Here is a 21,365-nt window from a genome sequence, read left to right on the forward strand (position 1 = left end):
GTGGACTTGCCCCATCCGATGTAACTGTGCGGCGCGATCGTCTTCCAGAAGGGCGAGAGCTGGTCGCGCGGGCTTCCGGCGTCGTGCGTGATGATCGTGTCCGCGACGTCGACGGTCTTCTGGAGGTCCCAGAGGACACGATAGGGGCTGAGCGGGCTCGCGTCGGAGGTAAGCTTCGGCAGCCAGCGGGCGAGCCATTCCGACTCCACCGACCTGATCTCGGCCGCAATGTCCGAAGGATCACGCGCGGCTCCGCCCAGCCGAGCGCTGCAGGCTTCGATCAGCGCACGCAGCGTCAGCTTGGCGTCGCCGATGAGGGCGTGCCGCACGGGCACATATTTGTTGATGTCGGAGGGATCGAGCGTTGCGTGAATGACCGTCTTGCCCTTGGGCATGGCGACTCCGAACGCGGTTTCGGTCAAGCTGCAGCCGGCGCCGAGAATCACGTCCGCCTCGTCCAGGAAATGGCGCACCGTCCTCGGCATCGCCGCGCCGCCCGAGCCGAGGGCGAGCGGATGCGTCTCGTCGAACGCGCTCTTCCCCGGGAGGCTCGTGCAGACCGGCGCGGCGAGCAGCTCGGCCAGCTCTTTCAGCTCGTCATAGGCGGCGGACCAGTGGATGCCCTGGCCGGCATATATGACGGGCCGCTTGGCCGTGACCAAAGCTTCCGCGGCCTTGCCGATCGATTCGCCGTCCGGCGCGAAACGGCTGCGCACGACCGGCTCGTAATCCAGCGGCCCTTCGAATGCCGGGCCGTGGGTCACGTCGGACGGCAGCTCGACGACGACCGGGCGAGGTCGCCCGTTGCGCAGAGCCGTGAAAGCGCGGCGGAAGACGCTGGGGATCTCGGACGCGGCGGTCAGCGGCTCGGCATGTTTGGCAACATGGCCCATAACGGCGGTCGAGTTGAAGTTTCCCGGCACATGGGCGCTGCGGGTCGGAAACCCGCCGGGCAGGACCAGTACGGGCACCGACTCCGCATAGGCCTGAGCGACTCCGCCGACCGCATTCTCGGCGCCGGGGCCATATTGCATCGCGAAGACGCCCATCTGCTCGCCGCGAGTCATGCGCGACAGCGCATCCGCCATATGCAGGCCGGTACGCTCCTGCCGGACGATGATGGTGCGGATGCCGGCGGCGGCCGCCGCCTCGATCACCGCATTGCGCGGATAGGCGAACAAGGTCTCGACGCCCTCGCGCTTCAGGACTTCGACGATCGCTTCAGCGGATTTCACGGGTGTTGACCCTTTCGTTCGTGCCGTTCGCCTGGAGACGCGACAATGAGGCGAAGCGCTGCAGGTGATCGTCGCCGTCGCCGAACGCCCGTTCGAACAGGCCGAGCCGCGCGAAGTAATGGGAGGCGGGATATTCCTGGGCAAGCCCCATCCCCCCATGGAGCTGGACGCACTGCTGGCCGACGAGGCGCGCGGATTCCCCTAGCTTGACCTTGGCGGCCGAAACCGCACGGGCCCGCGCCGTCGCGTCCGCACCGCGGCAGGCCTCAAGCGCGGCATGGGTGATCGGCGCGGCCAGTTCCTCGGCTATGGCCATGTCCACCAGCCGGTGCTGCAGCACCTGGAAGCTGTCGAGCGTGCGGCCGAATTGGCGGCGGGTCGCGGCATGTTCGCGCGTCAGGCGATTGGCTGCGCGGATCGCGCCCAGCGCGTCCGCGCAGGCGAGCGCCGTCGCCTCATCGAGGGCAAGATCGAGGGTGGCCTCGGTGCCATCAAGGCGGGCTTCGGCCGGCAGTACGAGACCGGAAAGATCGAGGTCCGCAGCCCCGGTCCAATCGAAGCAGCGATACGACCGGCGAGCGACCTTTTCGGCCGGCGCGAGGAAAAGCCCGATCTCGCCTTCGGCGCGGGCCGATATGATGAAGACATTGGCGGCATCACCCCCGGCGACTGCGCTCTTGCGGCCAGCGAGGCGCCACTTCGAACCGTCTCGCCGCGCCTCCGCCAGGACCGGAGCGCTCAGGCGTCCGGCCCCTTCATGATGGGCAAGCGCCGCCTTGGCCGAGCCGGCGGCGAGCGCAGGCAGCCAGGCGGCCTGCTGATCCTGCGTGCCCGCCGCAGCGAGCAGCCGCGCGGCCACGATCGTGGCCAAATACGGCTCCAGCGCCAGGGCGCCGCCAAGAAGCTCCGCCGCCATGGCGATCTCGGTCAGCCCGCCCGGCATGCCGCCATGTTGCTCGGGCAATCCCAAGGAAAGCAGCCCCAGCTCGCCATAAGCGGCCCAGGCCCTCTCCGAATGGCCCGACGGCGAGTGGAAGGCATCGCGCCGCTGGTCGAAGGCGTAATGTCGCGAAAGGACCGTTTCGAGCGATCGGCGGAGCAGGGCCAGGACTTCCGCGGCTTCGTCGGCGGCGGTCGGGGCGGGGGCGATGCCGTTCAAAGCTCCCATTCCGAGCGTCTTGGCGATGATGTTGCGCTGGATTTCGTTGGAGCCGCCATAGATGGTCACCACGCGGGCATCGAAATGACCCTTGAACAGCCGGTCGGCCCAGGGCCGATCGGGGTCATGAGCGCCCGGTCCATAGGGAGCCGCGCGTCGCCCCGCTGCCTCGACGAGCAGCTCTGCCAGACGCTGCTGCAATTCCGATCCCTTGATCTTCAGCATGTTCGCTTCGATTCCCGGCTCCGCGCCCGCGCGGGCGCGGTCCAGCATCGAGAGCGCCATTGCCTCCAGCGCCGCGAGATCGATCTCCGCAGCGGCGACCTTCGCGGCAAATGAAGGTGCATCGTTCAGCCCCTCCGCCGCGGCCACTCGCTTCAGCCTGGCGAGCTGCCGCCTGTTGAGCCCGATGCGCGCGATCGTCAGGCGTTCGTTGCCGAGCACCACTCGCGAGTAGGTCCAGCCCTTGTGGGGCTCGCCCACCAGATTTTCGGCGGGCACGCGCACATTTTCGAAGAACACTTCGTTGGTGGAGCGCTCGCCGTTCAACAGAATGATCGGTCGGATGTCGATGCCGGCTGTGCTGAGGTCGATGAGCAGCATCGAAATGCCCAATTGCGGCTTCGGCGCGGACGGATCGGTGCGGACCAGCGCGAACATCATGTTCGCCTCGTGCGCCATGGTGGTCCACATCTTTTGCCCGTTCACCACCCAATGGTCGTCGATGAACTCGGCGCGCGTCTTGAGCGAAGCGAGATCGGAGCCGGAGCCCGGCTCCGAATAGCCCTGGCACCAGAAGTCCTCGCCGGAGAGGATCCGGGGCAGATAGCGGCGCTTCTGATCCTCGGTGCCGTAGCGGATGAGGGTCGGCGCCAGCATCTTCAGTCCGAAGGCGCTCAAGTCGGGCGCACCCTCCTCGGCGAGAGTCTCGGAAAATATGTAGGTCTGAACCGTGCTCCATCCGGTACCGCCATGTTCGACCGGCCAATGCGGCGCCGCCCATCCCCGCCGATACAAAGCGGCATGCCAGGCGCGGCGTTCCTCCGAGGTGACCCGCTCCCCGGCGACGACCTTGTTGCGGACCGACTCGGGGCACTCGGCGCGGACGAACGCGCGCACTTCTTCCGCGAACGCCTGTTCTTCATCGGTCTGCATCTCGTCTCCCAGCCGGCCGCTTGCCAAACAGGGCCCGGTGGCGACCGCCGCAGCGTCGCCGTCAGACCCATCGCAAGTCGCTTTATATAAACCGCCTAGCGAAACATAGTTGTCATTAGCACCGATTCGCGCAACAATGGATCCGCAGCCTTCACCTTCAAGCCCAGCATAGGGCAACCGGTACGAGGGCTCGGGAGAGGCGCTGTCGTGAACTACATCGCTGACAAGGTTGTCGTGGTGACTGGCGCAAGCTCGGGCATCGGTGCGGCCGTGGCCGTCGAGTTCGCGGCGGCGGGGGCAAAGCTCGTGCTCGGCGCGCGGCGCAAGGACAGGCTCGACAGCCTCGCCGCGGAGATCGAGACCAAGGGCGCCGCCGTCGCCACTGTGGCCTGCGACGTCCGACGAGAGGCCGACGTTCTTTCCCTGTTCGCCGCCGGCCTGGATCGCTTCGGGCGCATCGACATTCTGATCAACAATGCGGGGGTGGCCGATCACACGCCGACCGCAGATCTTTCGCTGGAGCGCTGGTCGGAGGTGCTCGACACGAACCTTACCGGCGCCTTTCTCTGCGCGCGTGAGGCCTTCCGCATCATGAAGGCCCAAGGGGCGGGGCGGATCATTCATATCGGCAGCCTTTCGGCGCAGGTGCCGCGGCCCGACACGATCGCTTATGCGGCAAGCAAGTTCGGGCTTGCCGGCCTCAACCATTCGCTGGCGATCGATGGCCGAGCACACGGCATCGCATCGTCGATCTTTCATCCGGGCGTGGTCGGGACGGAGCTCGTCCGGTCGAGCGGCGCGCGTGATCCAAGCACGGTGATCGGCTCCGACGTCGCGGCCCGCGCAGTGCTGGCGATGGCGGATTTGCCGGATCATGTGAATGTCGTCGAGAGCACGATCCTGCCGCTGACCATGCCCTTTCTCGGGCGAGGTTAGAAGCTGGGTCATACAATAATATGGTCGTACGTCCGTCTCCAAGTTCATCGTACGGCAGTCATAAATGACCTGGGCTCGATGAGCTCCAGGCGTCACGGGGAGAGGAAAATGAACCGTCGCTCTTGGTTGCTTGGATCGGTCGCCGTCGGCGCGACCTTGTCCCTGACAGTGCCCGCTTCCGCGCAGGACACCACCAACCCCGAGCCAGCTACGCCATCTCCGGCCGAAGGGGAGGCGCCAGTTGGCAACGAGACGATCGTCATCACCGGATCGCGCGTCGCCCGCGACGGTTTCCAGGCGCCGACGCCGACCACGGTCCTCACTTCCGAGGCGCTCGACAATCGCGGCCTCGCCAATGTCGGTGACTTCCTCAACGAGATTCCGTCGTTTCGCCCCAGCGTGTCGAACCAGACGAATACGCAGTCGTCGAACCTGTCCGGCGGTACCTTCGCGGACCTTCGCGGTCTGGGCAATATCAGGACGCTCGTGCTGGTGGATGGCCGCCGGCACGTCCCGACTGCGGCCACCGGTCAGGTCGACCTCAACCTTATTCCCACGATCCTGATCGACCGGGTCGACGTCGTCACGGGCGGCGCGTCGGCCGCATACGGCTCAGACGCGGTTTCGGGCGTCGTCAACGTCATCATCAACAATCGGCTACAGGGCTTTCGAGGCGATCTTTCGCTGGGTATTGCGGAGGAAGGCGACAATTTCGAGCGTCGTGTGAGCCTGGCCTGGGGTACCGACTTCGCGGACGGCCGCGGCCACTTCGTGATAGGGGGCGACTACGTCCGCTCCGAGGGCGTGGACAGCTGGGAGGATCGCGACTGGAGTCGCCGCTATGAGGAGGTGGTCACTTTCTCGAACAATCGTCCGGCGGGAACGCCGTCGCGCGCCTATTTTGGTGGCGTCCGGTTCATCAACTCGCTGCCCGGCGGCCTGATCGTCGGCAACAACGCCGACACCAATCCTGCAAACGGCGCCGATGTGCTGCGCGGCATCTGGTTTCCGAGCCCCGGCGTGGTCGCGAACTTCGATTATGGCGAGGAATCCGGCGGGTCCTCTTACAATTTCTCGAGCTCGGCGGGAACGCCGCCGCGGCTTGGGCACACCCTGGTCCTCCCGGTGGACCGCCATGTCGCAATGGCGCATCTCGACTATGAGATCAGCGACGCCGTCACTTTCTTCGCGGAGGGAACATACGGCCGCTCGGGTTCCAACTATTCGGGGCCGATCCCGCGCGACACGGCGACGGCGGGTCCCCGCGCGATCACCATCCGCCGCGACAATGCGTTCCTCCCGGCGGAAGTCGCCGACATCATGGATGCGAACGGAATCACCTCGTTTGCGATGGGGCGCGCAAACGCGGACTATTCGTCCGTGCGCATCGTCAACTTCAATACGACCTACCGCATCGCGGGCGGTCTGAGTGGGGATCTCGGCGGCGGCTGGGGCTGGGACGGTTATGTCCAATATGGCGAGAACCGGACGGACTGGCAGATCCGCAACATGCGCATCCAGCGGAACTGGGGCTTCGCTTACGACGCGATCCGATTGCCGAACGGGCAGATCGTCTGTCGCAGCGAAGCCGCCCGCGCCGAGGGCTGCGTTCCGCTCAACCTATTCGGCAACGGCGCAATGTCGCCGGAAGCGATCGACTATGTGAACGGAACCCAGTTCCATGAGGTGACGCTCACCCAACTGGTAGCCGCTGCCAATATCCGCGGCGAGCCTTTCTCGACCTGGGCCGGCCCGGTCTCGGTCGCGGCGGGCGTCGAGTATCGGCGCGACACGGCGGAGGCCATCTCCGATTCGATTGCCGAGGCCGGCGGGTACAATTTTTCCAATCCCCGACCGTTTGAAGGCGCGTTCGACACCAAGGACGCCTATGTCGAAGCGGTGGTGCCTCTGGCCCGGGAGGTGCCCTTCCTGCACTCGCTCGAGCTCAATGGCGCGATCCGTTACACCGATTACAGTTCGTCGGGGGGCGTGACGACGTGGAAGATCGGCGGTTCCTGGGAACCCATCCCGGACCTGCGCTTCCGTGCCGTACGCTCTCGAGACATTCGCGCGCCGAACAGCTCGGAGCTGTTCTCCGAGAGCTCGACCCAATCGACCCTGCGCAATCCGTTCAGCGGCGCTTCGCGCTCGTACACGGTCATATTTGAGCCCAGCTCGACCCTGGCTCCCGAACGGGCCGACACGCTATCGATCGGCGCGGTCCTCGCACCCCGATTTCTGCCGGGCTTCACGGCTTCGGTCGACTTCTATGACATCGACATCAGCGGTGCGATCGCGAGCTTCCCCGCGCAGCAGATCCTCGACAATTGCTTCGCCGAATTTCAGGCGGGCGGCCCTGGGTCGTTCTGCGACTTCGTCAGCCTGACGGGCTCCGGCACGGCCACGGAAATCAATTCCGTCAGCGTGCAGTTGCTGAACCTTGCCTCGCTGCGCACCCGCGGCGTCGATTTCGAGGCGGCGTATCGCTTCAATGCCGGCCCCGGCCAGGTCGTCTCCCGTCTCTACGGAACCTATGTGGCCGATCTCATTTCCGACGACGGGCTGGGCATTGAGCCCACCTATGACTCGGCGGGCGTCATCCAGACCCGCGGCAGCGTGATCGACCGCGCAGGCCAGGTCGGCGGATTCACCTCCGGCCTCAATCTCGGCGCGACCAGCGTGCCGACCTGGCAGCTGAACGGCAGCGTCAGCTACGAGACTTCGCGTTGGTCGACGACCCTGATGGCGCGCTGGATCGACGGCGGCATCGTCGATGCGACGCTCGTCCAGCCCGGCGATCCGGACTACGATCCGGCGTCCCCCATTTCGGTCCTCGACATGAACGTGAATTCCCGATTCTATCTGAACTGGTCGGGCACGATCAACGTCATCGACGAGGGACAGCGCCGCCTTCAATTCTATTTCGTGGTGAACAATCTGCTCGATGCGGAGCCGCCGTTCCCCAACACGCAGGTCGCCGGCTTTTACGATAGGATCGGGCGCAGCTACAAAGTCGGCTTGCGCTTCGGGTTCTGACCTTCACGGCATCGGCGGTGCTGCGCCGTTGGTGCTTGCACCTTCTGTGGCCCGGCCATGTTCCGGGGTCGCGGTCCATTGAGAACGGAATGTGCGAATGACGGGTTCTGAAACGGGTAGGGGTGCTCCTGCGCTCAGCGGAGCCGAAGCGGTCGAGATTTTCATGCGCCCGCGCTCGATCGCCGTGGTGGGAGTGTCCTCCAAGCCAGGGACCGCCGGCCGCACCGTCCTCGCGAACCTCGGACTCAACAGCTACGCTGGCGGCGTTCATATCGTGGGCCGCGCCGAAGGCGAGATAGACGGACGCCCCGTCAAGCAGAGTATCGACGATCTGCCGGAGGGCGTGGACCTCGCGGTGTTCACGCTGCCGGCCGCGGGCGTCAAGGAGGCGCTTCAGGCCTGCGCACGGCGCGGCGTACGCGCCGTGACGGTCTTTTCGTCAGGCTTTGCGGAAGTCGGCAACCATGCGGCGCAGAACGAGCTGGTCGCGATCGCAAACGACGCAGGGATCGCCCTGCTCGGGCCAAATTGTCTCGGCTACACGAATCTCGTCGACGGGTTGCCCATCGGCTTCGCCAACGCCCGCAAGGTCGCGCTCGTGCCGAAGGACGGAAGGAATCCGGCCGTAGCGATGGTGTCGCAGAGCGGCGGGCTGATGGCCTATGCGAGCCTGACGCTGGCGGCTCGTGCCCTGCCCGTTTCCTATACGGTAGCCACCGGGAACGAGGCCGGCGTCGGCATGGCCGACTTCATCGACTTCTTCGCCGAAGACGCGGCAACCAGGGTGATCGCCCTCTATCTCGAGGAGGTTCGCGACCCGAAAGGCTTTCTCGCTGCGGCAGCGCGTGCGCGTTCGGCCGGAAAGTCGTTGGTCGCCATTCATCCGGGCCGGGGTGAGAAGGGCAAGGCCGCGGTCCAGTCGCATACGGGCGCCTTGGCCGGAGACTATGCGGCAATGCGCGTTCACCTCGAACGTGCCGGCGTCGTGCTGGTCGACACTCTCGAAGAATGGGTCGACGTCGTCGAGCTGCTCGCGCGCTATCCCGAGGCGCCGACCCAAGGGCCCGGCGTGCTCACTTTCTCAGGCGGCTTCTGCGCAATCGCGCACGACTTCTTCGAGGATCTCGGGCTCGAACTACCGCCGCTGACGGATGAGTCGGCGGCCGAGCTCGCGCCCCAGCTTCCACCCTACATACCTCCCAGGAACCCCCTCGACCTCGGTACGCAGGCCATTTGGCAGCCTGAGCTGACCGGTATCGGCACCTCGGCGCTTATCAAGGACGAAGGCGTCGGCAGCGTGCTCATCGCGATCAACAGCGGTACGGCGAAGTCGCAGGCCGTCTATGCCCCGCACTTCATCGCAGCGCTGAAGGGGCAGAAGAAGCCGGCGATACTGGGCTTCCCGGCGCCGGAGATGAACGAGGCGTTCGAGGCCTCCGTGCGGGAGAACGGCCTCATCCTCAGCCGCTCGCTCGAGCGGTCGATGCGGGCGCTGGCGCGCGTGACGCATCATGGCCGCAACCTGGAGCGTGCGGCGCGCTCGGTGTCGCATGCGTCGTTCGGCGATCTCCCGGAACTCGGCGTCGGGGCACAGCCGGAATGGCTCGGCAAGCAGCTTCTCGAAGCTATCGGCGTGCCGATCCCCCGAGGCGGCCTCGCGAAGAACCTCGCCGCAGCGCAGGAGATCGCCGGGCGAGTCGGCTATCCGGTCGCGGTGAAAGCACAGGCCGGCGCGCTCGCCCACAAGACGGAAGCGGGCGGCGTGCTGCTCGGCATCGGTGATGCGGACGCGCTCGCTGCCGCCTGGGGGACCCTTCATGACAATATTGCCAGGGCTGAGCCCGACCTCGTGCTCGACGGTGTGCTGGTCGAGCGAATGGCGCCCAGGGGACTTGAGCTGATGGTGGGGGCTAAGCGTGACGCCAGGTGGGGTCCGGTCGTATTGGTCGGGCTTGGGGGCGTCTGGGTCGAGGCATTGGGTGACGTGCGTCTGCTACCCGCCGACATGGCAGAGGCGGATATTGTCGAAGAGCTGGGTAGGCTGCGCAGCGCCAAGCTGCTCGGTGGGTTCCGCGGTTCCCCACCTCGGGACGTGGCGGCGGTCGCGCGCATCGCAAGCTTGGTAGGACGGCTCATGATGACCATTCCCCGGATCGTCGAAATCGACCTGAATCCGGTATTCGTCCACGGTGAAGGGGAAGGGCTGACCGCCGTCGATGCGCTCGTGGTGACCGCGTCATGAGCGAGCCGCTGGCGACCTACGAACTGGACGGAGAGACCGCGCTCGTCGGAATCAACCGCGCAGCCAAGCGCAACGCGGTGAGTAGCGCGGTCATGGCCGAGCTGCATGCGGCCTTCGAGCGGGCCGCTCAGGAAGCGCGGGTGGGCATCCTTTTCGGGCACGGCGACAATTTCTCGGCCGGACTGGACCTCGCCGAGGCCGCCTCGCGTATGGGCAAGCCGATCAAGCCTTGGGAGCGGGGTCGCTGGACGGTGCCGCTGGACCTCGTCGCGCGCGGACCGATACCGTGGGTGGCGGCGCTGAGGGGCGCCTGCATCGGCGGAGGCCTGGAGATCGCCTCGGCCTGCCAGATCCGTGTAGCGGACGAGACCACCTTCTTTGCGCTTCCCGAGGGCAAACGCGGCATCTTCGTCGGCGGCGGCGGCGCGGTACGCATCCAGCGGTTGGTCGGCTATGCGCGCATGGCCGACATGATGCTGACCGGGCGAGTGCTGAGCGCCGCGGAGGGAGAACGGGCGAATCTCTGCCAATATGTCGTGCCTGCGGGGCAGGCGCTGGCGAAGGCGAAGGAACTGGCGCTGCTCGTCGCGAGCAATCCGCCCAACACCAATTGGGCGATCTGCGCCGGCCTGCCCCGGCTCAACGACATGGGCCACGCAGACGGTCTCTTCTTCGAAGGGCTGGTCAGCGGCGGCGCGCGCAACGAGGAGGGCGCCAAGCGGATCGCCGCCTTCCTCGATCGCGGCGAGAACAAGGTCGCCGCCCCGCCTCGCGAACCGGACGACGAGGAAGGCTGAACGATGGCCCTGCACGATTCCGCCATCGTCGGATACGCCGAAACCAAGATCGTCCCGAAGAGCGAGGTCGACGTCTGGGAACTCGGGGCGGAGATCCTCGAAGCTCTGCTGCAGCGCACCGGCTTCGAAAAAGCCGAGATCGATGGGCTCGTCCTCTCTTCCTCCTCGACCGGGGCTGGAAACATCTTCTGGTCCCAGACCACGGCCGACCAGCTCGCGCTGGAGCTGGACTTCTGCCAGACGGTCGACATCGGCGGCAGCTCGCCGCTTGGTGCGGTCGCCCGCGCCAGCGCCGCGATCGATGCGGGCCTGTGCGAGACGGTGCTCTGCCTCTTCGCCGACACGGCGGTCGCCGAGAATAATGGGCGTCCTCGATCCTACGGAGCCGAATGGACCACACCCTATGGCTATCTCGGCGCGCCCAATGCTTTCGGTATGCTGAGCTCATATTATGACGGGTATTTCGGGCTCGACTTCCAGGCGCTCGGCAAGTTGGCCGTCGCCCAGCGCGCGCACGCTGTGCTGAACGACAATGCCTGCGAGAAACTGCGCAAGCCGATCACGGTCGAGGATTATCTGAACTCGCGGATGATCAACGATCCGATCCGCTTACTCGATTGCGTCATGCCGTGCGACGGCGCCAGCGGGCTCATTATGACGAAGCGCAAAACCGTCGAGAAGCGCGGTTTCGGCAAGATCGCGGTCCCAGTCGGCTATGGCGAGCGTACCAATTTCGGCGCGGCTCAGTCGGTCGTCGATCCCACCGTCACCGGCCACCGCGCGGCCGGCGAGAAGGCCTTTGCCCAGGCCGGCCTCGAGCCCGCCGACATCGCCTCCTTCCACCCTTATGACGATTTCATCATCGCGATCATGATGCAGCTCGAGATGCTGGGCTTTTGTGCGCACGGCCGGGGTGCGGGATTCATCCACGAGAGAGATTTCCTCTTCTCCGGAGACCTGCCGCTGAACACTGGGGGTGGGCAGATCTCCGCCGGACAGTGCGGACTGGCTGGCGGTGGCACCAACCTGGTCGAGGCGGTGCGGCAGCTGTTCGGCGAGGGCGGAGCGCGGCAGGTGAAGAACAAGGCCAACGCGCTGGTCACCGGAATCGGCGGAATTCCCTATGGGCGAAACTGGAACACCAGCACCGTCCTGATCCTCACTCCGGATGCATGAGGTGGCGGCGATGCGCGAAGTGAACGACCTGTTCGAGATCGAGCGCCCGCTGCCGCCGGAGCGCAGCTTCTCCCGGCCCTTCTGGGCAGCGACGCGCGAGAAGAAGCTGGTCATACAGTACGACCGGGCCGCAGACGCCTGGCAATTCTATCCACGCCCGACGAGCATCTATAGCGGCCTTCGCGCGGATCTCGAATGGCGCGAGGTTTCGGGTCGCGGCCAGGTGTTCAGCTTCACGATCGTGCGCCGCGCCCGTCCGCCCTTCCGCGACCACGAGCCCTATCTGCTCGCGATGGTGACGCTAGACGAGGGCGTGAACGTGATGAGCAACCTGATCCGCTGCCCACTCGAGGAGGTGCGGATCGGCCTTCGCGTGAAGCCCTGCTGGCAGCCGCTCCCCGACGGCCGCCACCTCCTGCTGTTCGAGCCCGACCGGTGATGGCGGATCCCACCTCGTGCCAGCGAGGGTCGCGGTCGCACCCGACGTTGCGGACGGCGGCCGCCCGAACCAGGTTAGGCCCCCGCCCGAAATGGTCCAGGCTTATCGGGCGACCCGCATATTCCCTGCACGCGGCCGTGTGCTTGCGAAGGGCTAGATGATGCGGCCGCGCGTGCTGCTGACCCGGCGCTGGCCTGCCGAGGTCGAGGCGCATCTTGCCGGCCTCTACGACCTGACGCGCAACGAGGCCGACGTGCCCATGTGTACGGAAGACCTGGCAGAGGCTTGCCGGGTTTACGACGCGATATGCCCGACCGTGACGGACAGAATCGACGCAAAGGTGCTTGCCCGGCCGCTCCGTGTTCGCATCCTGGGCAATTTCGGGGTCGGCACCAATCACATCGATAGCGAGGCCGCAAAGGCGGCCGGGCTCGTCGTCACCAACACGCCGGACGTGCTGACCGATGCCACGGCCGACATCGCAATGACCCTGCTGCTGATGATCGCGCGCCGGGCAGGGGAAGGGGAGCGGCTGCTCCGCGCCGGCCGGTGGGAGGGCTGGAACCCGACACAGCTCATGGGCGGGCAGCTTTCCGGCAAGACCCTCGGCCTGATCGGCTTCGGGCGCATTGCCCAGGCGACCGCACGCCGGGCCGCGCACGGCTTCGGCATGCGCATTCTCTATCATGGTCGCCGCCGCGCACCCGCCGAGGTCGAGGCGGAGACGGGCGCCGCCTATGTGGAAACGGTCGAGGCTCTGCTGCCCGAGGTCGACTTTCTCTCGATCCACACACCCGGTGGGGCGACCACGCACCATCTCCTGGACGCCCAGCGGCTGAGCCTGTTGCGGCCGCATGCGCGGATCGTCAACACGGCGCGCGGCACGGTGATCGACGAGGCGGCGTTGGCCGACGCGCTGGCGCAGGGGCGGCTCGCCGGGGCCGGGCTCGACGTCTACGAGGCGGAACCGCAGGTCCATCCGCGCCTGCTGGATCTGGAGAATGTCGTGCTTCTCCCGCACCTCGGCAGCGCGACGGTCGAGACGCGTGTCGCCATGGGAATGCGCGTGGCCGCCAATCTCGACGCCTTCTTCGAAGGCCGAAATCCGCCGGACCGGGTCGCTTGACCGGAGATGCGCTCGAAGCCATCGCGCGCACGCTCGGGCTCCCCGTGCCCTTTCCCTCGGTCGAACATTATCGGCGAGTCGCCGCTGCGATCGCCGGGCGGGCGGGGAACGGACCCCTGCTCGCAGGCATTAGCGGGCCGCAGGGGAGCGGCAAATCGACCATGGCCGCCTTCGTTGCGGCCTTGCTGGAAAAGTCAGGTCTGCCCACCGCCGTGCTCTCGCTCGACGATCTCTATCTCGATCGCGAGGACCGGCCGACGGCCCTTCATCCGCTCTTCGCCACGCGCGGAGTGCCGGGAACCCACGACGTGGCGCTGGGACTCGATGTAATCGACCGGCTCTTTGCCGGGGGCGGGAACATCCCGCGCTTCGACAAGGCACGGGACCGGCGGCGGCCGCCAGCGGAGTGGGACAATTTCCCACGGTCGGCCGGGGTCGTTCTGCTCGAGGGATGGTGTGTCGGCGCGGGTCCTGAGGACGAGACGGCCTTGGCGGCGCCGATCAACCGGCTCGAGGCGGAGGAGGACCCGGCGGGCATCTGGCGGCGCCAGGTCAATGCTTTCGTCGCCGGCCCTTATCGCACCCTGTTCGACCGGATCGGCTTCCTCGTCTATCTGCGTGCGCCGTCCTTCGATTGCGTCCTGCGGTGGCGGACTCTGCAGGAGCGCAAGCTTCGCGCCCTCGAAGGGAAGAGGGCGGGCATGGATGATTCGGAGCTCGCTCGCTTCGTCAGCCACTACGAGCGGCTGACCCGCCACCTTGCGGCGACGTTGCCGGCACGGGCGGACCTCCTGGTTCATCTGGACGAGGCCCAGGCGATCGCTGGACTGGTTGTTCGAGACAACTATGTGGATTGACTCGGCCGCTATCGACAGGGATAGATATAACCATAATACAAACAGCTTCGCCGGGCGCTTCAGGCGGCGGCAAGCGCGGTGGAGAGAGGGATGAGCGAGCACCTGCTCAGTTCATGCGACGATCATCACGATCCCTACATGCTGCCGGCCGCTGTGTGGACTGGACGCATGCCCGCCCAAGAGGGCCGCACGGGCCATATCGAGATTTGCGACGGCAACGTCGTCCGGCTCCGTGAGGTCGGCGGCGCGCGGGCCGGGTAGATGGGGATCGCGATCGCCGCCAAGATGAAGCCTCCACTCTATCGTCGCCGGGGCGGTATTTTCGACCAGACGAAGCTCGACGCTTTCGATCTGCATGGGTCACGAGAGGCCATCGCGATCGCTGCGGAATAAGGAGGCCGGAAGGCACCGCGGCGACCGGAGAGGGAGAGGAACAGACTAGTGGCGACGACCGAGCTTCCGACGACCCCCGCTTCGCCCTCCGGTCCCGCTCCGATCGCGCTGAAGAGGGGCCTTGCTTATCCCGGATGGTGGGTGGTGGCGGCGGGCTTCGTCATCTTCTTCTTCTCCTTCGGCGGCCCGACCCTTTCCATGTCGCTCCTCTACAACGAAGTGATTGCGGAATTCGGCTGGACGCGAACGCAGGCAACCGGGATCTATGCATGGAAGGGGATCACCGGCGCGGTCGTCGCCATCCTGCTGATCGGGCCGGCCGTGCAGCGCTTCGGGTTGAAACCGGTCTTTCTGACCGTCCTGACCTTGCAGGCGCTCGGCTTCTTCACGTTTCTGAACGTCAATTCGATCCCGACCTACTTCCTCGCGGGATTCCTGATCGGCCTCGGGCAGGGGGCCGTTCTGCTCTGCATCAAATTGCTCGTCGCGCGCTGGTTCATCCGCAATGTCGGCTTTGCCGGCGCGATGGCCCTGGTGGGATCGAGCGCCGGCGGCGTGGTCTTTCCTATCGTCATCGCGTCGCTGCTGCCGGACCTCGGCTGGCGCACGACCTACGCGCTGATCGGCGTCTCCATCCTCGCCATCTCGGTGCCCCTCGTCCTTTTCACGAAGCTGAATCCGACCGAGGAGGACTTGCTCCCCGAAACGGTGGGAGCCAAGGGCCCTCCGCCGAGCCCGGAGCTGGTCGAGGCCACGCGCGCGGCGGACATACCGGCTACCTACGGCGAGCTGATCCGCAAGCCGATGTTCTGGGCGATCATGGTCGGCATCTTCGTCATTGCCGGCGTGGACCAGGGGCTGTTCCAAAACATGCAGCTCTATTTCGTCCAGGAGGTGGGCCTCAGCCGCGGCACCGCCGCTTGGCTGCTCTCGTTGACCGCCCTCATCGGCCTGCTCGCCAAGTTCATCGCGGGCAAGTTCTTCGACGTCTATTCGGTGAAGGGAATCGCCATCTGGTACCTGCTGATCGCCGCAATGGTCTTAATCGCCTTCACGGTGAGCAATCTTTGGACCGCCATAATCTTCGCGTGCGTGCTGGGCCTCGCCCATGGCGGACTCGTGTGCGAGGGCCCGGTTCTGGCCAAACATGTCTTCGGGCCGAGAAACATGGACAAGGTCCTGCCGATCGTCACCGGCTGCTTTGCCCTGGGATCGTCGGCGGGGCCGATATCCCTGGCCTTCATCTACGACCAGATCGGCCATTACGATCTGGGATTCGCCTTGTTCTCGGTCCTGGCGCTCCTCGCCGCCTTCCTCCTCACGTGGTTCGTGCGCCCCCTGTACCGCGACCGCCTGCGCGTTGCGATCGGCGGCGCCTGAGCCGTGCAGCGCCGGGCGCTGGCCGTCCCGACGGTCCGTCATCGGCCGGAACCTTCGCGACCCGCGGGAAGAATCGTCTGGGACGCAGCTGTCGGCGCGCATATGGCTGACGATCGGCATCTCCGCGCGGTTCCTCCGGCGATCGAACTGCCGGAGGCCGTTGCGCAGCGCACCGTAATTGTTTACTCAGTCTACTAAATAGACTGTCAGGGACGAGGATTATGGCCGAGATCGCATTGGGCATGTGGACGTCGCACGGGCCGACCCTTTCCACGACGCCGGAGCAGTGGCTGCTGCGCGTATCGGCGGACAGGAAGAACAGGCATCCCTTCCGCGGACGGGTGTACGACTTTGACTCGCTGGTCGAGCTGAGGAAGGACGAGGGGCTTGCGGAGTCGAGCTCGCTCGCCGAGCGGGAGCGCAAGGCCGCATCCTGCCAGAGATCGATCGAGGAGATGGCTGACCGCTTCGCCGCCGCCCGGATCGACGTCGCGGTGATCATGGGCAACGATCAGAGGGAGCTTTTCCTCGAGGACATCACCCCGGCGATCACCGTTTACCTGGGGGACACGATCTGGGACCAGCCGGCCAGCGAGGAACAGGCGGCGCGCATGCCGCCGGGCATTCACGAGGCCGAACCGGGTCACAGCCCGCCCGAACGGCGCGAATATCCCTGCCTGCCGGACCTCGGCCTCCACGTCTGCAACTCGCTCGTGCCGCAGGGCTGGGATCTGGCCGTCTCCAAGAAGCTGCCCGAGCCGCCGGGGCATTGGTCGAGCGGCGCGCCGCACTCCTTGGGTTTCATCTATCGGCAGATCATGCGCGACGAGGTGATCCCGAACCTGCCCATCATCATCAACACCTTCTTCCCTCCCAACCAGCCCACGGCGCGGCGCTGCTTCGAGTTGGGCAAGGCGGTGGGCGCAGCGATCAGGAACTGGGACAAGGACCTGCGCGTCGCCGTGTTCGGCTCGGGCGGCATGAGCCATTTCGTGATCGACGAGGCGTTCGACCGCATGTTCTTCGAGGCGCTTCGCACCCGAGATGCGGAGACCCTCTGCGGAATAGAAGACAAGTATCTCCAGTCCGGCACGTCCGAGCTCAAGACGTGGATCGCTGCCGCTGGCGCGCTCTTCGACACCGATCTCAAGGGCGATGTCGTCGGCTACGAGCCCTGCTACCGCTCGGAAGCCGGGACCGGCACCGCCAACGGCTTCGTCGCCTGGCAGTGAGCTGGACATGAGCGATCCCAATGCCGAACGCCTCCGCCGCCTCGATGCCTGCGCCGTCTCCGACGCGCTCGACAAGCTCGGCCTGCCGGGATGCGTCACCGGACTCCGCTCCGCCTCTCCCGGCCGGCGCATTGCCGGCCGCGTGCACACGGTCAAGCTGAAGGCCGGCACGCCGCCCCCCGGCCGGCCGCCCGTTCATCTCGGCGCCGCGGCGATCGATGCGAGCGAGCCCGGCGACGTGATCGTCGTCGAGCAGTCGACCGGCATCGACGCCGGCTGCTGGGGCGGCATTCTCTCGCGCGGAGCCCAGCACAAGGGTGTTTCCGGCGTGATCTGCGAAGGGCTGGCACGCGATGTCGACGAGGCGCGCGGGATCGGCTTTCCCGTCTTCTGCCGTGGCTATACCGCGCGGACCGCGCGCAACCGCGTCCATGAGGAAGCGACCGACGTGCCGATACAGGTCGGCAGCGTCACCGTGGAGCCGGGCCATTACGTGATCTGCGATTCCAGCGCAGCCGTCTTCGTGGCACCAGAGGACATCGAGCGCGTCCTGGCCGCCGCCGAGGAGATCGCCGCGCGCGAGGCGGAGATGACGCGCCGACTCGATACCGGCGAGGCGGCGTCCGCCGTGCTCGGCGCCAGCTACGAATATATGCTGAGACGGGACTGATGAGCGACGATCCCAATGTGGCGCGCGCACGCGCGCTCGACACGGCGACGCTCAGCGACGCGCTCGATCGGCTCGGCATCGTCGGCCAATGCTACCGGATCGCAGGACGAGATCCCGACTTTGCCATGGCGGGGCGCGCCTTCACGATGCGATGCGGCCCGGCGTCGACGCCTCCAGGGACGGTCGGCGACTATATCGACGACGTGCCGGTCGGCCACGTCGTCGTGATCGACAATGGCGGGCGAGAGGACGCGACGATCTGGGGTGACATATTGACCGAGATCGCCCACCGCCGCGGCCTCGCCGGAACCGTCATCGACGGAATCAACCGTGACGTCGCGCTCTGTCGCAAGCTCGGCTATCCCGTGTTCAGCCGCGGCCACTGGATGAGGACGGGCAAGGACCGCGTCCAGGTCGAGGAGACGGACTGCGTGGTCGAGATCGGCGGCGCCCGCGTCGCGCCCGGCGACATCGTGCGCGGCGACGCGGACGGCGTGATCGTCATTCCACAGGCGCACGAGACGGACGTGCTCGGCGCAGCCGAGGAGATACAGGACGCCGAGGCCCGCATACGCGAGGCCTGCCGGGGCGGCATGCGCCTCGACGAGGCCCGCGCCCAGTTCAAATACCACCAGCTTCAGACAAGACAGAAACAAGAGGGACGCTCGGAATGATCATCGATTGCCACGGCCATGTCAGCGCGCCGGTGGAGCTCTGGGCGTACAAAGCGGGCCTGCTCGCGCATCGCGGCTCGCATGGGCGGGGCGGCGTCAGGGTCACGGACGAGCAGCTGATGGCGGCCGCCCATCACAAGGAAACCTGGCCCGACGGCCATGTCGAATTGCTGCACAGCCACGGCACCGATCTGCAGCTCATCTCTCCGCGGCCGTTCCAGATGATGAACTCGGCCAAGCCGGCGCGGCTGGTCCACTGGTTCTGCGAGGAAGTGAACACGATCATCCATCGCCAGTGCACGCTGCTGCCCAACCTGTTCATTCCCGTCGCCGGCTTGCCCCAGGCGGCGGGGGAGCCGATCGAGGCCTGCTTTCCGGAGATGGATCGCTGTGCCTCGATGGGCTTCAAGGGCTTCCTGCTGAACCCGGACCCCTATGAAAACGGCGAGGAGGAGGCTCCGCCACTCGGCGACCGTTATTGGTATCCGCTCTACGAAAAGCTCTGCGAGCTCGACCTGCCGGCCCACATCCATGCCACCGGCTCGCAATCCGAGCGTACGCCTTATTCGCTTCACTTCATCAACGAAGAGACGATCGCGACCTACAATCTCTGCACATCGTCGGTGCTCGACGATTTCCCGGAGCTCAAGATCGTCGTCAGCCATGGGGGCGGCGCGATTCCCTATCAGCTCGGCCGTTTCGAGTCCCAGTCGCGGCGAACCAAGCACTTGTTCTCGGAGCGTATGGCGAAGCTCTATTTCGACACCGTGCTCTACACCGAAGAGGCGCTGCGCCTCCTGATCAAGACGGTGGGGCCGGACCGTTGCCTCTTCGGTTCGGAATGTCCGGGGGTCGGCTCGACCATCGACCCTGCCACCGGTCACACGATGGACCATATCGCCCCCTTCATCGCCAGGTTCGACTTCCTGAGCGATGCGGACAAGAAGCTGATCTTCGAAGACAATGCGAGGAAGGTGTTCAACCTCGACGTCTGAACGGCGGTCTCGCGCCGGCCTTCGCCCCGCGACCCTATCCGGATGCCGCCCGGCTATGTTCGGGCGCGGCGGCAACGGGCGCTTCGTCCCCGATATGGAGCAAGGCGCCCTGAGCGCGTAGCGCCTGCTGCACGGCCGTGACGTCGACGTCGCGCGGTACCACGCCGGCCCGGACCGCGATGGCGGCAGCGGCGCCGGCGGCCTCGCCCATAGACATGCAGGTCGCCTGGTCGCGGACCGCGCCCAATGCTGCGAAGGTGGTCGAGACGCAGCGGCCGGCGACGAGAAGGCCCTCGACGCCCCGGGGCAGGAGGATGCGGTACGGGATATCGTAGGGCGCCTTGAACGGCGAGGCGACGCCGTCGCCCCAAAGGCCGGTGACGCTGTGCAGGTCCGGTCCGCGCGGACCGCCCTTGGCGATGACGTCAGGAAAGCGGCGCCCCGTCAGCACGTCGTCTTCCGTCAGCATGTAGTCGCCGATGATGCGCCTGCCTTCGCGGGCGCCTCCGGTCGGCGATTCCATGACGATATACGCCTCCTCGAAGCCGGGGATGCGCTCGCGAAGGAAGTTGAGGTACACGCGGTTGAGCTTGCGGCGGTAGATCAGCGACTTGCTGACTTCCTCCTCGTCGGTGTGGTCGTACCAGACCTCGTAGACGCCGGACATCATCTGGCCATGGCGGATCTTTCCGTGGCGGAAGATGCCGAGATTGCCGAACCGGGGCGGCGGATAGACCGGCTCCGCCGCGCCCAGAAGCAGCGGCACCTTGCCCGCCTTGATATAGTCCACCCATTCGCGGTCGAGTCCGGCGGGAAGCGGCATGTACTTGCCGTCCGGGCCTTTGGGCGCGGTGGCCTTCCCCGGGATCGGACCGCCGGCCGCCGGCGAGAGGCGGAGCTTCGGGATGCCGCCGGCCGCCCGGATGCGGTCGACCTCGTCCCAGTCGGTGGGCTGGACGACGGGCTCCTGATAGATCGTCTCGCCCGTGAGCGACTTGTAGACGTTGGCCGGGCGACCGCCGCCCATCAGTTCCGAGCGCTCGCGCTCCAGCTCCTCGCGCTCCTCCTGCGTGAGGTTCGGCTGGGCGCGAAGCCAGGCGATCAGCTTGTCGATGTCGATTCCGCCGATCTGCATGTCCATCGAGCCGCCATGATGACGTCCATCCTCTTCGCGGCCATGGTTGAAGGGTGCCCCCGCGCGCGCGGCGATGTCGCCGTCGGCCGAAGCGTCGACGACGACGTCCGCCGTCACCACCTGGCCGCCCGACTTGTTCGCGATCGCGACGCCCTTGACGCATCCGTCGTCGACGAAAGCGTCGAACACGACGGTGTTGAACAGCACGTCGACCCCGGCTTCTTCCATCATCTCGTCGAGGAGGCTGGTCATCATCACCGAGTCGGTGGGGTGACGCGCGGTGGGCGGGCCTTCGGGCGCGCCGCCGATCGCCTGGATGCGGTGGAGGATCTCGAGCGAGATGCCTTTCACGACCTCGGTCCCGACGCCCTTTTCGATGATATAGCCGTTGATTCCGATCCCGCCGATCCCGCCGCCGGTCATCATGCCGCCGAGATAGCCGACGCGCTCGATCAGCATCACGTCGGCGCCGTTGCGCGCCGCGCTCAGCGCCGCGACGCAACCGGCCGGTCCGCCGCCCACGACCACCACGTCCTTCTTCTTCGCCAGCTTCAGCGACGCGCTGAAAGCGCCCTCCTGGCCCAGCACCGGCATACTTCTTCCTCCGCGTCCGAGTTCGAGCCGGTCATAGATGAAAATACATATTATGAACAGAGTGTATTACAGTTAGGAGGGATGGCCGGACCTCGCCCGAGGTGTGGGGACCCGGCCGGCGTTGGGCACAAGAA

Annotated in this window: 17 protein-coding genes; 14 read left to right on the forward strand and 3 right to left on the reverse strand. The window is 66.3% G+C overall.

All coding sequences use genetic code 11. From position 1 onward, the window contains the following. Together EKM57_RS20555 and EKM57_RS22820 are read right to left on the reverse strand one after the other, a co-directional pair. Positions 1-1,235 (reverse strand): thiamine pyrophosphate-requiring protein (locus EKM57_RS20555; RefSeq protein ID WP_129794415.1); only part of this gene is annotated, 1,235 nt, incomplete at its 3' end. Further along, positions 1,222-3,549, reverse strand: a complete 2,328-nt coding sequence (locus EKM57_RS22820; protein ID WP_129794416.1) for an acyl-CoA dehydrogenase family protein — start codon at positions 3,547-3,549, stop codon at positions 1,222-1,224. The genes EKM57_RS20555 and EKM57_RS22820, both read right to left, overlap by 14 nt. 207 nt (positions 3,550-3,756) lie before the next feature. On the opposite strand from EKM57_RS22820, the gene EKM57_RS20565 reads away from it, so the two are divergent. The 14 genes from EKM57_RS20565 to EKM57_RS20625 all read left to right on the forward strand — a co-directional run bounded on the left by EKM57_RS20565 (position 3,757) and on the right by EKM57_RS20625 (position 19,502). Beyond that, positions 3,757-4,485: an SDR family oxidoreductase gene (locus EKM57_RS20565; protein WP_129794417.1), complete on the forward strand. Its 729-nt coding sequence runs from the start codon at positions 3,757-3,759 to the stop codon at positions 4,483-4,485. Positions 4,486-4,593: 108 nt separating this feature from the next. Next, on the forward strand, positions 4,594-7,521 hold the full coding sequence (locus EKM57_RS20570; RefSeq protein ID WP_165357586.1) for a TonB-dependent receptor domain-containing protein: 2,928 nt from the start codon (positions 4,594-4,596) through the stop codon (positions 7,519-7,521). Between the two features lie 97 nt (positions 7,522-7,618). Then, a complete protein-coding gene (locus tag EKM57_RS20575; RefSeq protein WP_243451170.1) occupies positions 7,619-9,763 on the forward strand; it encodes an acetate--CoA ligase family protein in 2,145 nt (714 codons plus the stop codon). Continuing rightward, positions 9,760-10,560: a crotonase/enoyl-CoA hydratase family protein gene (locus EKM57_RS20580; protein ID WP_129794419.1), complete on the forward strand. Its 801-nt coding sequence runs from the start codon at positions 9,760-9,762 to the stop codon at positions 10,558-10,560. Before EKM57_RS20575 ends, EKM57_RS20580 begins: the two co-directional genes overlap by 4 nt. 3 nt (positions 10,561-10,563) lie before the next feature. After that, on the forward strand, positions 10,564-11,736 hold the full coding sequence (locus EKM57_RS20585) for a thiolase family protein (protein WP_129794420.1): 1,173 nt from the start codon (positions 10,564-10,566) through the stop codon (positions 11,734-11,736). A 10-nt stretch (positions 11,737-11,746) separates the two neighbouring features. Then, positions 11,747-12,175: a Zn-ribbon domain-containing OB-fold protein gene (locus EKM57_RS20590; RefSeq protein WP_129794462.1), complete on the forward strand. Its 429-nt coding sequence runs from the start codon at positions 11,747-11,749 to the stop codon at positions 12,173-12,175. Between the two features lie 157 nt (positions 12,176-12,332). Further along, positions 12,333-13,301 (forward strand): D-glycerate dehydrogenase, encoded by a 969-nt coding sequence (locus EKM57_RS20595; RefSeq protein ID WP_129794421.1) that lies wholly within the window; start codon positions 12,333-12,335, stop codon positions 13,299-13,301. After that, positions 13,298-14,158: a kinase gene (locus EKM57_RS20600; protein WP_371414162.1), complete on the forward strand. Its 861-nt coding sequence runs from the start codon at positions 13,298-13,300 to the stop codon at positions 14,156-14,158. Before EKM57_RS20595 ends, EKM57_RS20600 begins: the two co-directional genes overlap by 4 nt. A gap of 90 nt (positions 14,159-14,248) precedes the next feature. Next, a complete protein-coding gene (locus tag EKM57_RS22050) occupies positions 14,249-14,419 on the forward strand; it encodes a hypothetical protein (RefSeq protein WP_165357587.1) in 171 nt (56 codons plus the stop codon). A 180-nt stretch (positions 14,420-14,599) separates the two neighbouring features. Next, positions 14,600-15,931 carry a nitrate/nitrite transporter gene (locus tag EKM57_RS20605; protein WP_243451171.1) on the forward strand — a complete coding sequence of 444 codons (1,332 nt, stop codon included), beginning with the start codon at positions 14,600-14,602 and terminating at the stop codon, positions 15,929-15,931. A gap of 221 nt (positions 15,932-16,152) precedes the next feature. Next, on the forward strand, positions 16,153-17,163 hold the full coding sequence (locus EKM57_RS20610) for a protocatechuate 3,4-dioxygenase (RefSeq protein WP_129794422.1): 1,011 nt from the start codon (positions 16,153-16,155) through the stop codon (positions 17,161-17,163). Positions 17,164-17,170: 7 nt separating this feature from the next. Further along, positions 17,171-17,833: an RraA family protein gene (locus EKM57_RS20615; RefSeq protein ID WP_129794423.1), complete on the forward strand. Its 663-nt coding sequence runs from the start codon at positions 17,171-17,173 to the stop codon at positions 17,831-17,833. Further along, entirely contained in the window at positions 17,833-18,507 is a 675-nt protein-coding gene (locus EKM57_RS20620; protein WP_129794424.1) for an RraA family protein, read from the forward strand. The genes EKM57_RS20615 and EKM57_RS20620 overlap by 1 nt, the downstream gene beginning before the upstream one ends. Further along, positions 18,504-19,502, forward strand: a complete 999-nt coding sequence (locus EKM57_RS20625) for an amidohydrolase family protein (RefSeq protein WP_129794425.1) — start codon at positions 18,504-18,506, stop codon at positions 19,500-19,502. The genes EKM57_RS20620 and EKM57_RS20625 overlap by 4 nt, the downstream gene beginning before the upstream one ends. A 34-nt stretch (positions 19,503-19,536) precedes the next feature. Here the strand turns inward: EKM57_RS20625 and EKM57_RS20630 are convergent, their stop codons facing one another. Beyond that, positions 19,537-21,231, reverse strand: a complete 1,695-nt coding sequence (locus EKM57_RS20630; RefSeq protein WP_129794426.1) for an FAD-dependent oxidoreductase — start codon at positions 21,229-21,231, stop codon at positions 19,537-19,539. Positions 21,232-21,365: the final 134 nt, after the last annotated feature.

Source organism: Sphingosinicella sp. CPCC 101087 (assembly GCF_004151485.1).
In the GTDB taxonomy this organism is placed as follows: domain Bacteria; phylum Pseudomonadota; class Alphaproteobacteria; order Sphingomonadales; family Sphingomonadaceae; genus Allosphingosinicella.

Excerpts from the sequence above, each read along its gene's own strand:
- EKM57_RS20610 (WP_129794422.1), top strand. The coding sequence starts at position 16,153 with ATGGCCGAGATCGCATTGGGCATGTGGACGTCGCACGGGCCGACCCTT.
- EKM57_RS22050 (WP_165357587.1), top strand. The coding sequence starts at position 14,249 with ATGAGCGAGCACCTGCTCAGTTCATGCGACGATCATCACGATCCCTAC.
- EKM57_RS22820 (WP_129794416.1), bottom strand. The coding sequence starts at position 3,549 with ATGCAGACCGATGAAGAACAGGCGTTCGCGGAAGAAGTGCGCGCGTTC.
- EKM57_RS20580 (WP_129794419.1), top strand. The coding sequence starts at position 9,760 with ATGAGCGAGCCGCTGGCGACCTACGAACTGGACGGAGAGACCGCGCTC.
- EKM57_RS20620 (WP_129794424.1), top strand. The coding sequence starts at position 17,833 with ATGAGCGACGATCCCAATGTGGCGCGCGCACGCGCGCTCGACACGGCG.
- EKM57_RS20615 (WP_129794423.1), top strand. The coding sequence starts at position 17,171 with ATGAGCGATCCCAATGCCGAACGCCTCCGCCGCCTCGATGCCTGCGCC.
- EKM57_RS20595 (WP_129794421.1), top strand. The coding sequence starts at position 12,333 with ATGATGCGGCCGCGCGTGCTGCTGACCCGGCGCTGGCCTGCCGAGGTC.
- EKM57_RS20625 (WP_129794425.1), top strand. The coding sequence starts at position 18,504 with ATGATCATCGATTGCCACGGCCATGTCAGCGCGCCGGTGGAGCTCTGG.
- EKM57_RS20630 (WP_129794426.1), bottom strand. The coding sequence starts at position 21,231 with ATGCCGGTGCTGGGCCAGGAGGGCGCTTTCAGCGCGTCGCTGAAGCTG.
- EKM57_RS20570 (WP_165357586.1), top strand. The coding sequence starts at position 4,594 with ATGAACCGTCGCTCTTGGTTGCTTGGATCGGTCGCCGTCGGCGCGACC.
- EKM57_RS20590 (WP_129794462.1), top strand. The coding sequence starts at position 11,747 with ATGCGCGAAGTGAACGACCTGTTCGAGATCGAGCGCCCGCTGCCGCCG.
- EKM57_RS20575 (WP_243451170.1), top strand. The coding sequence starts at position 7,619 with ATGACGGGTTCTGAAACGGGTAGGGGTGCTCCTGCGCTCAGCGGAGCC.
- EKM57_RS20585 (WP_129794420.1), top strand. The coding sequence starts at position 10,564 with ATGGCCCTGCACGATTCCGCCATCGTCGGATACGCCGAAACCAAGATC.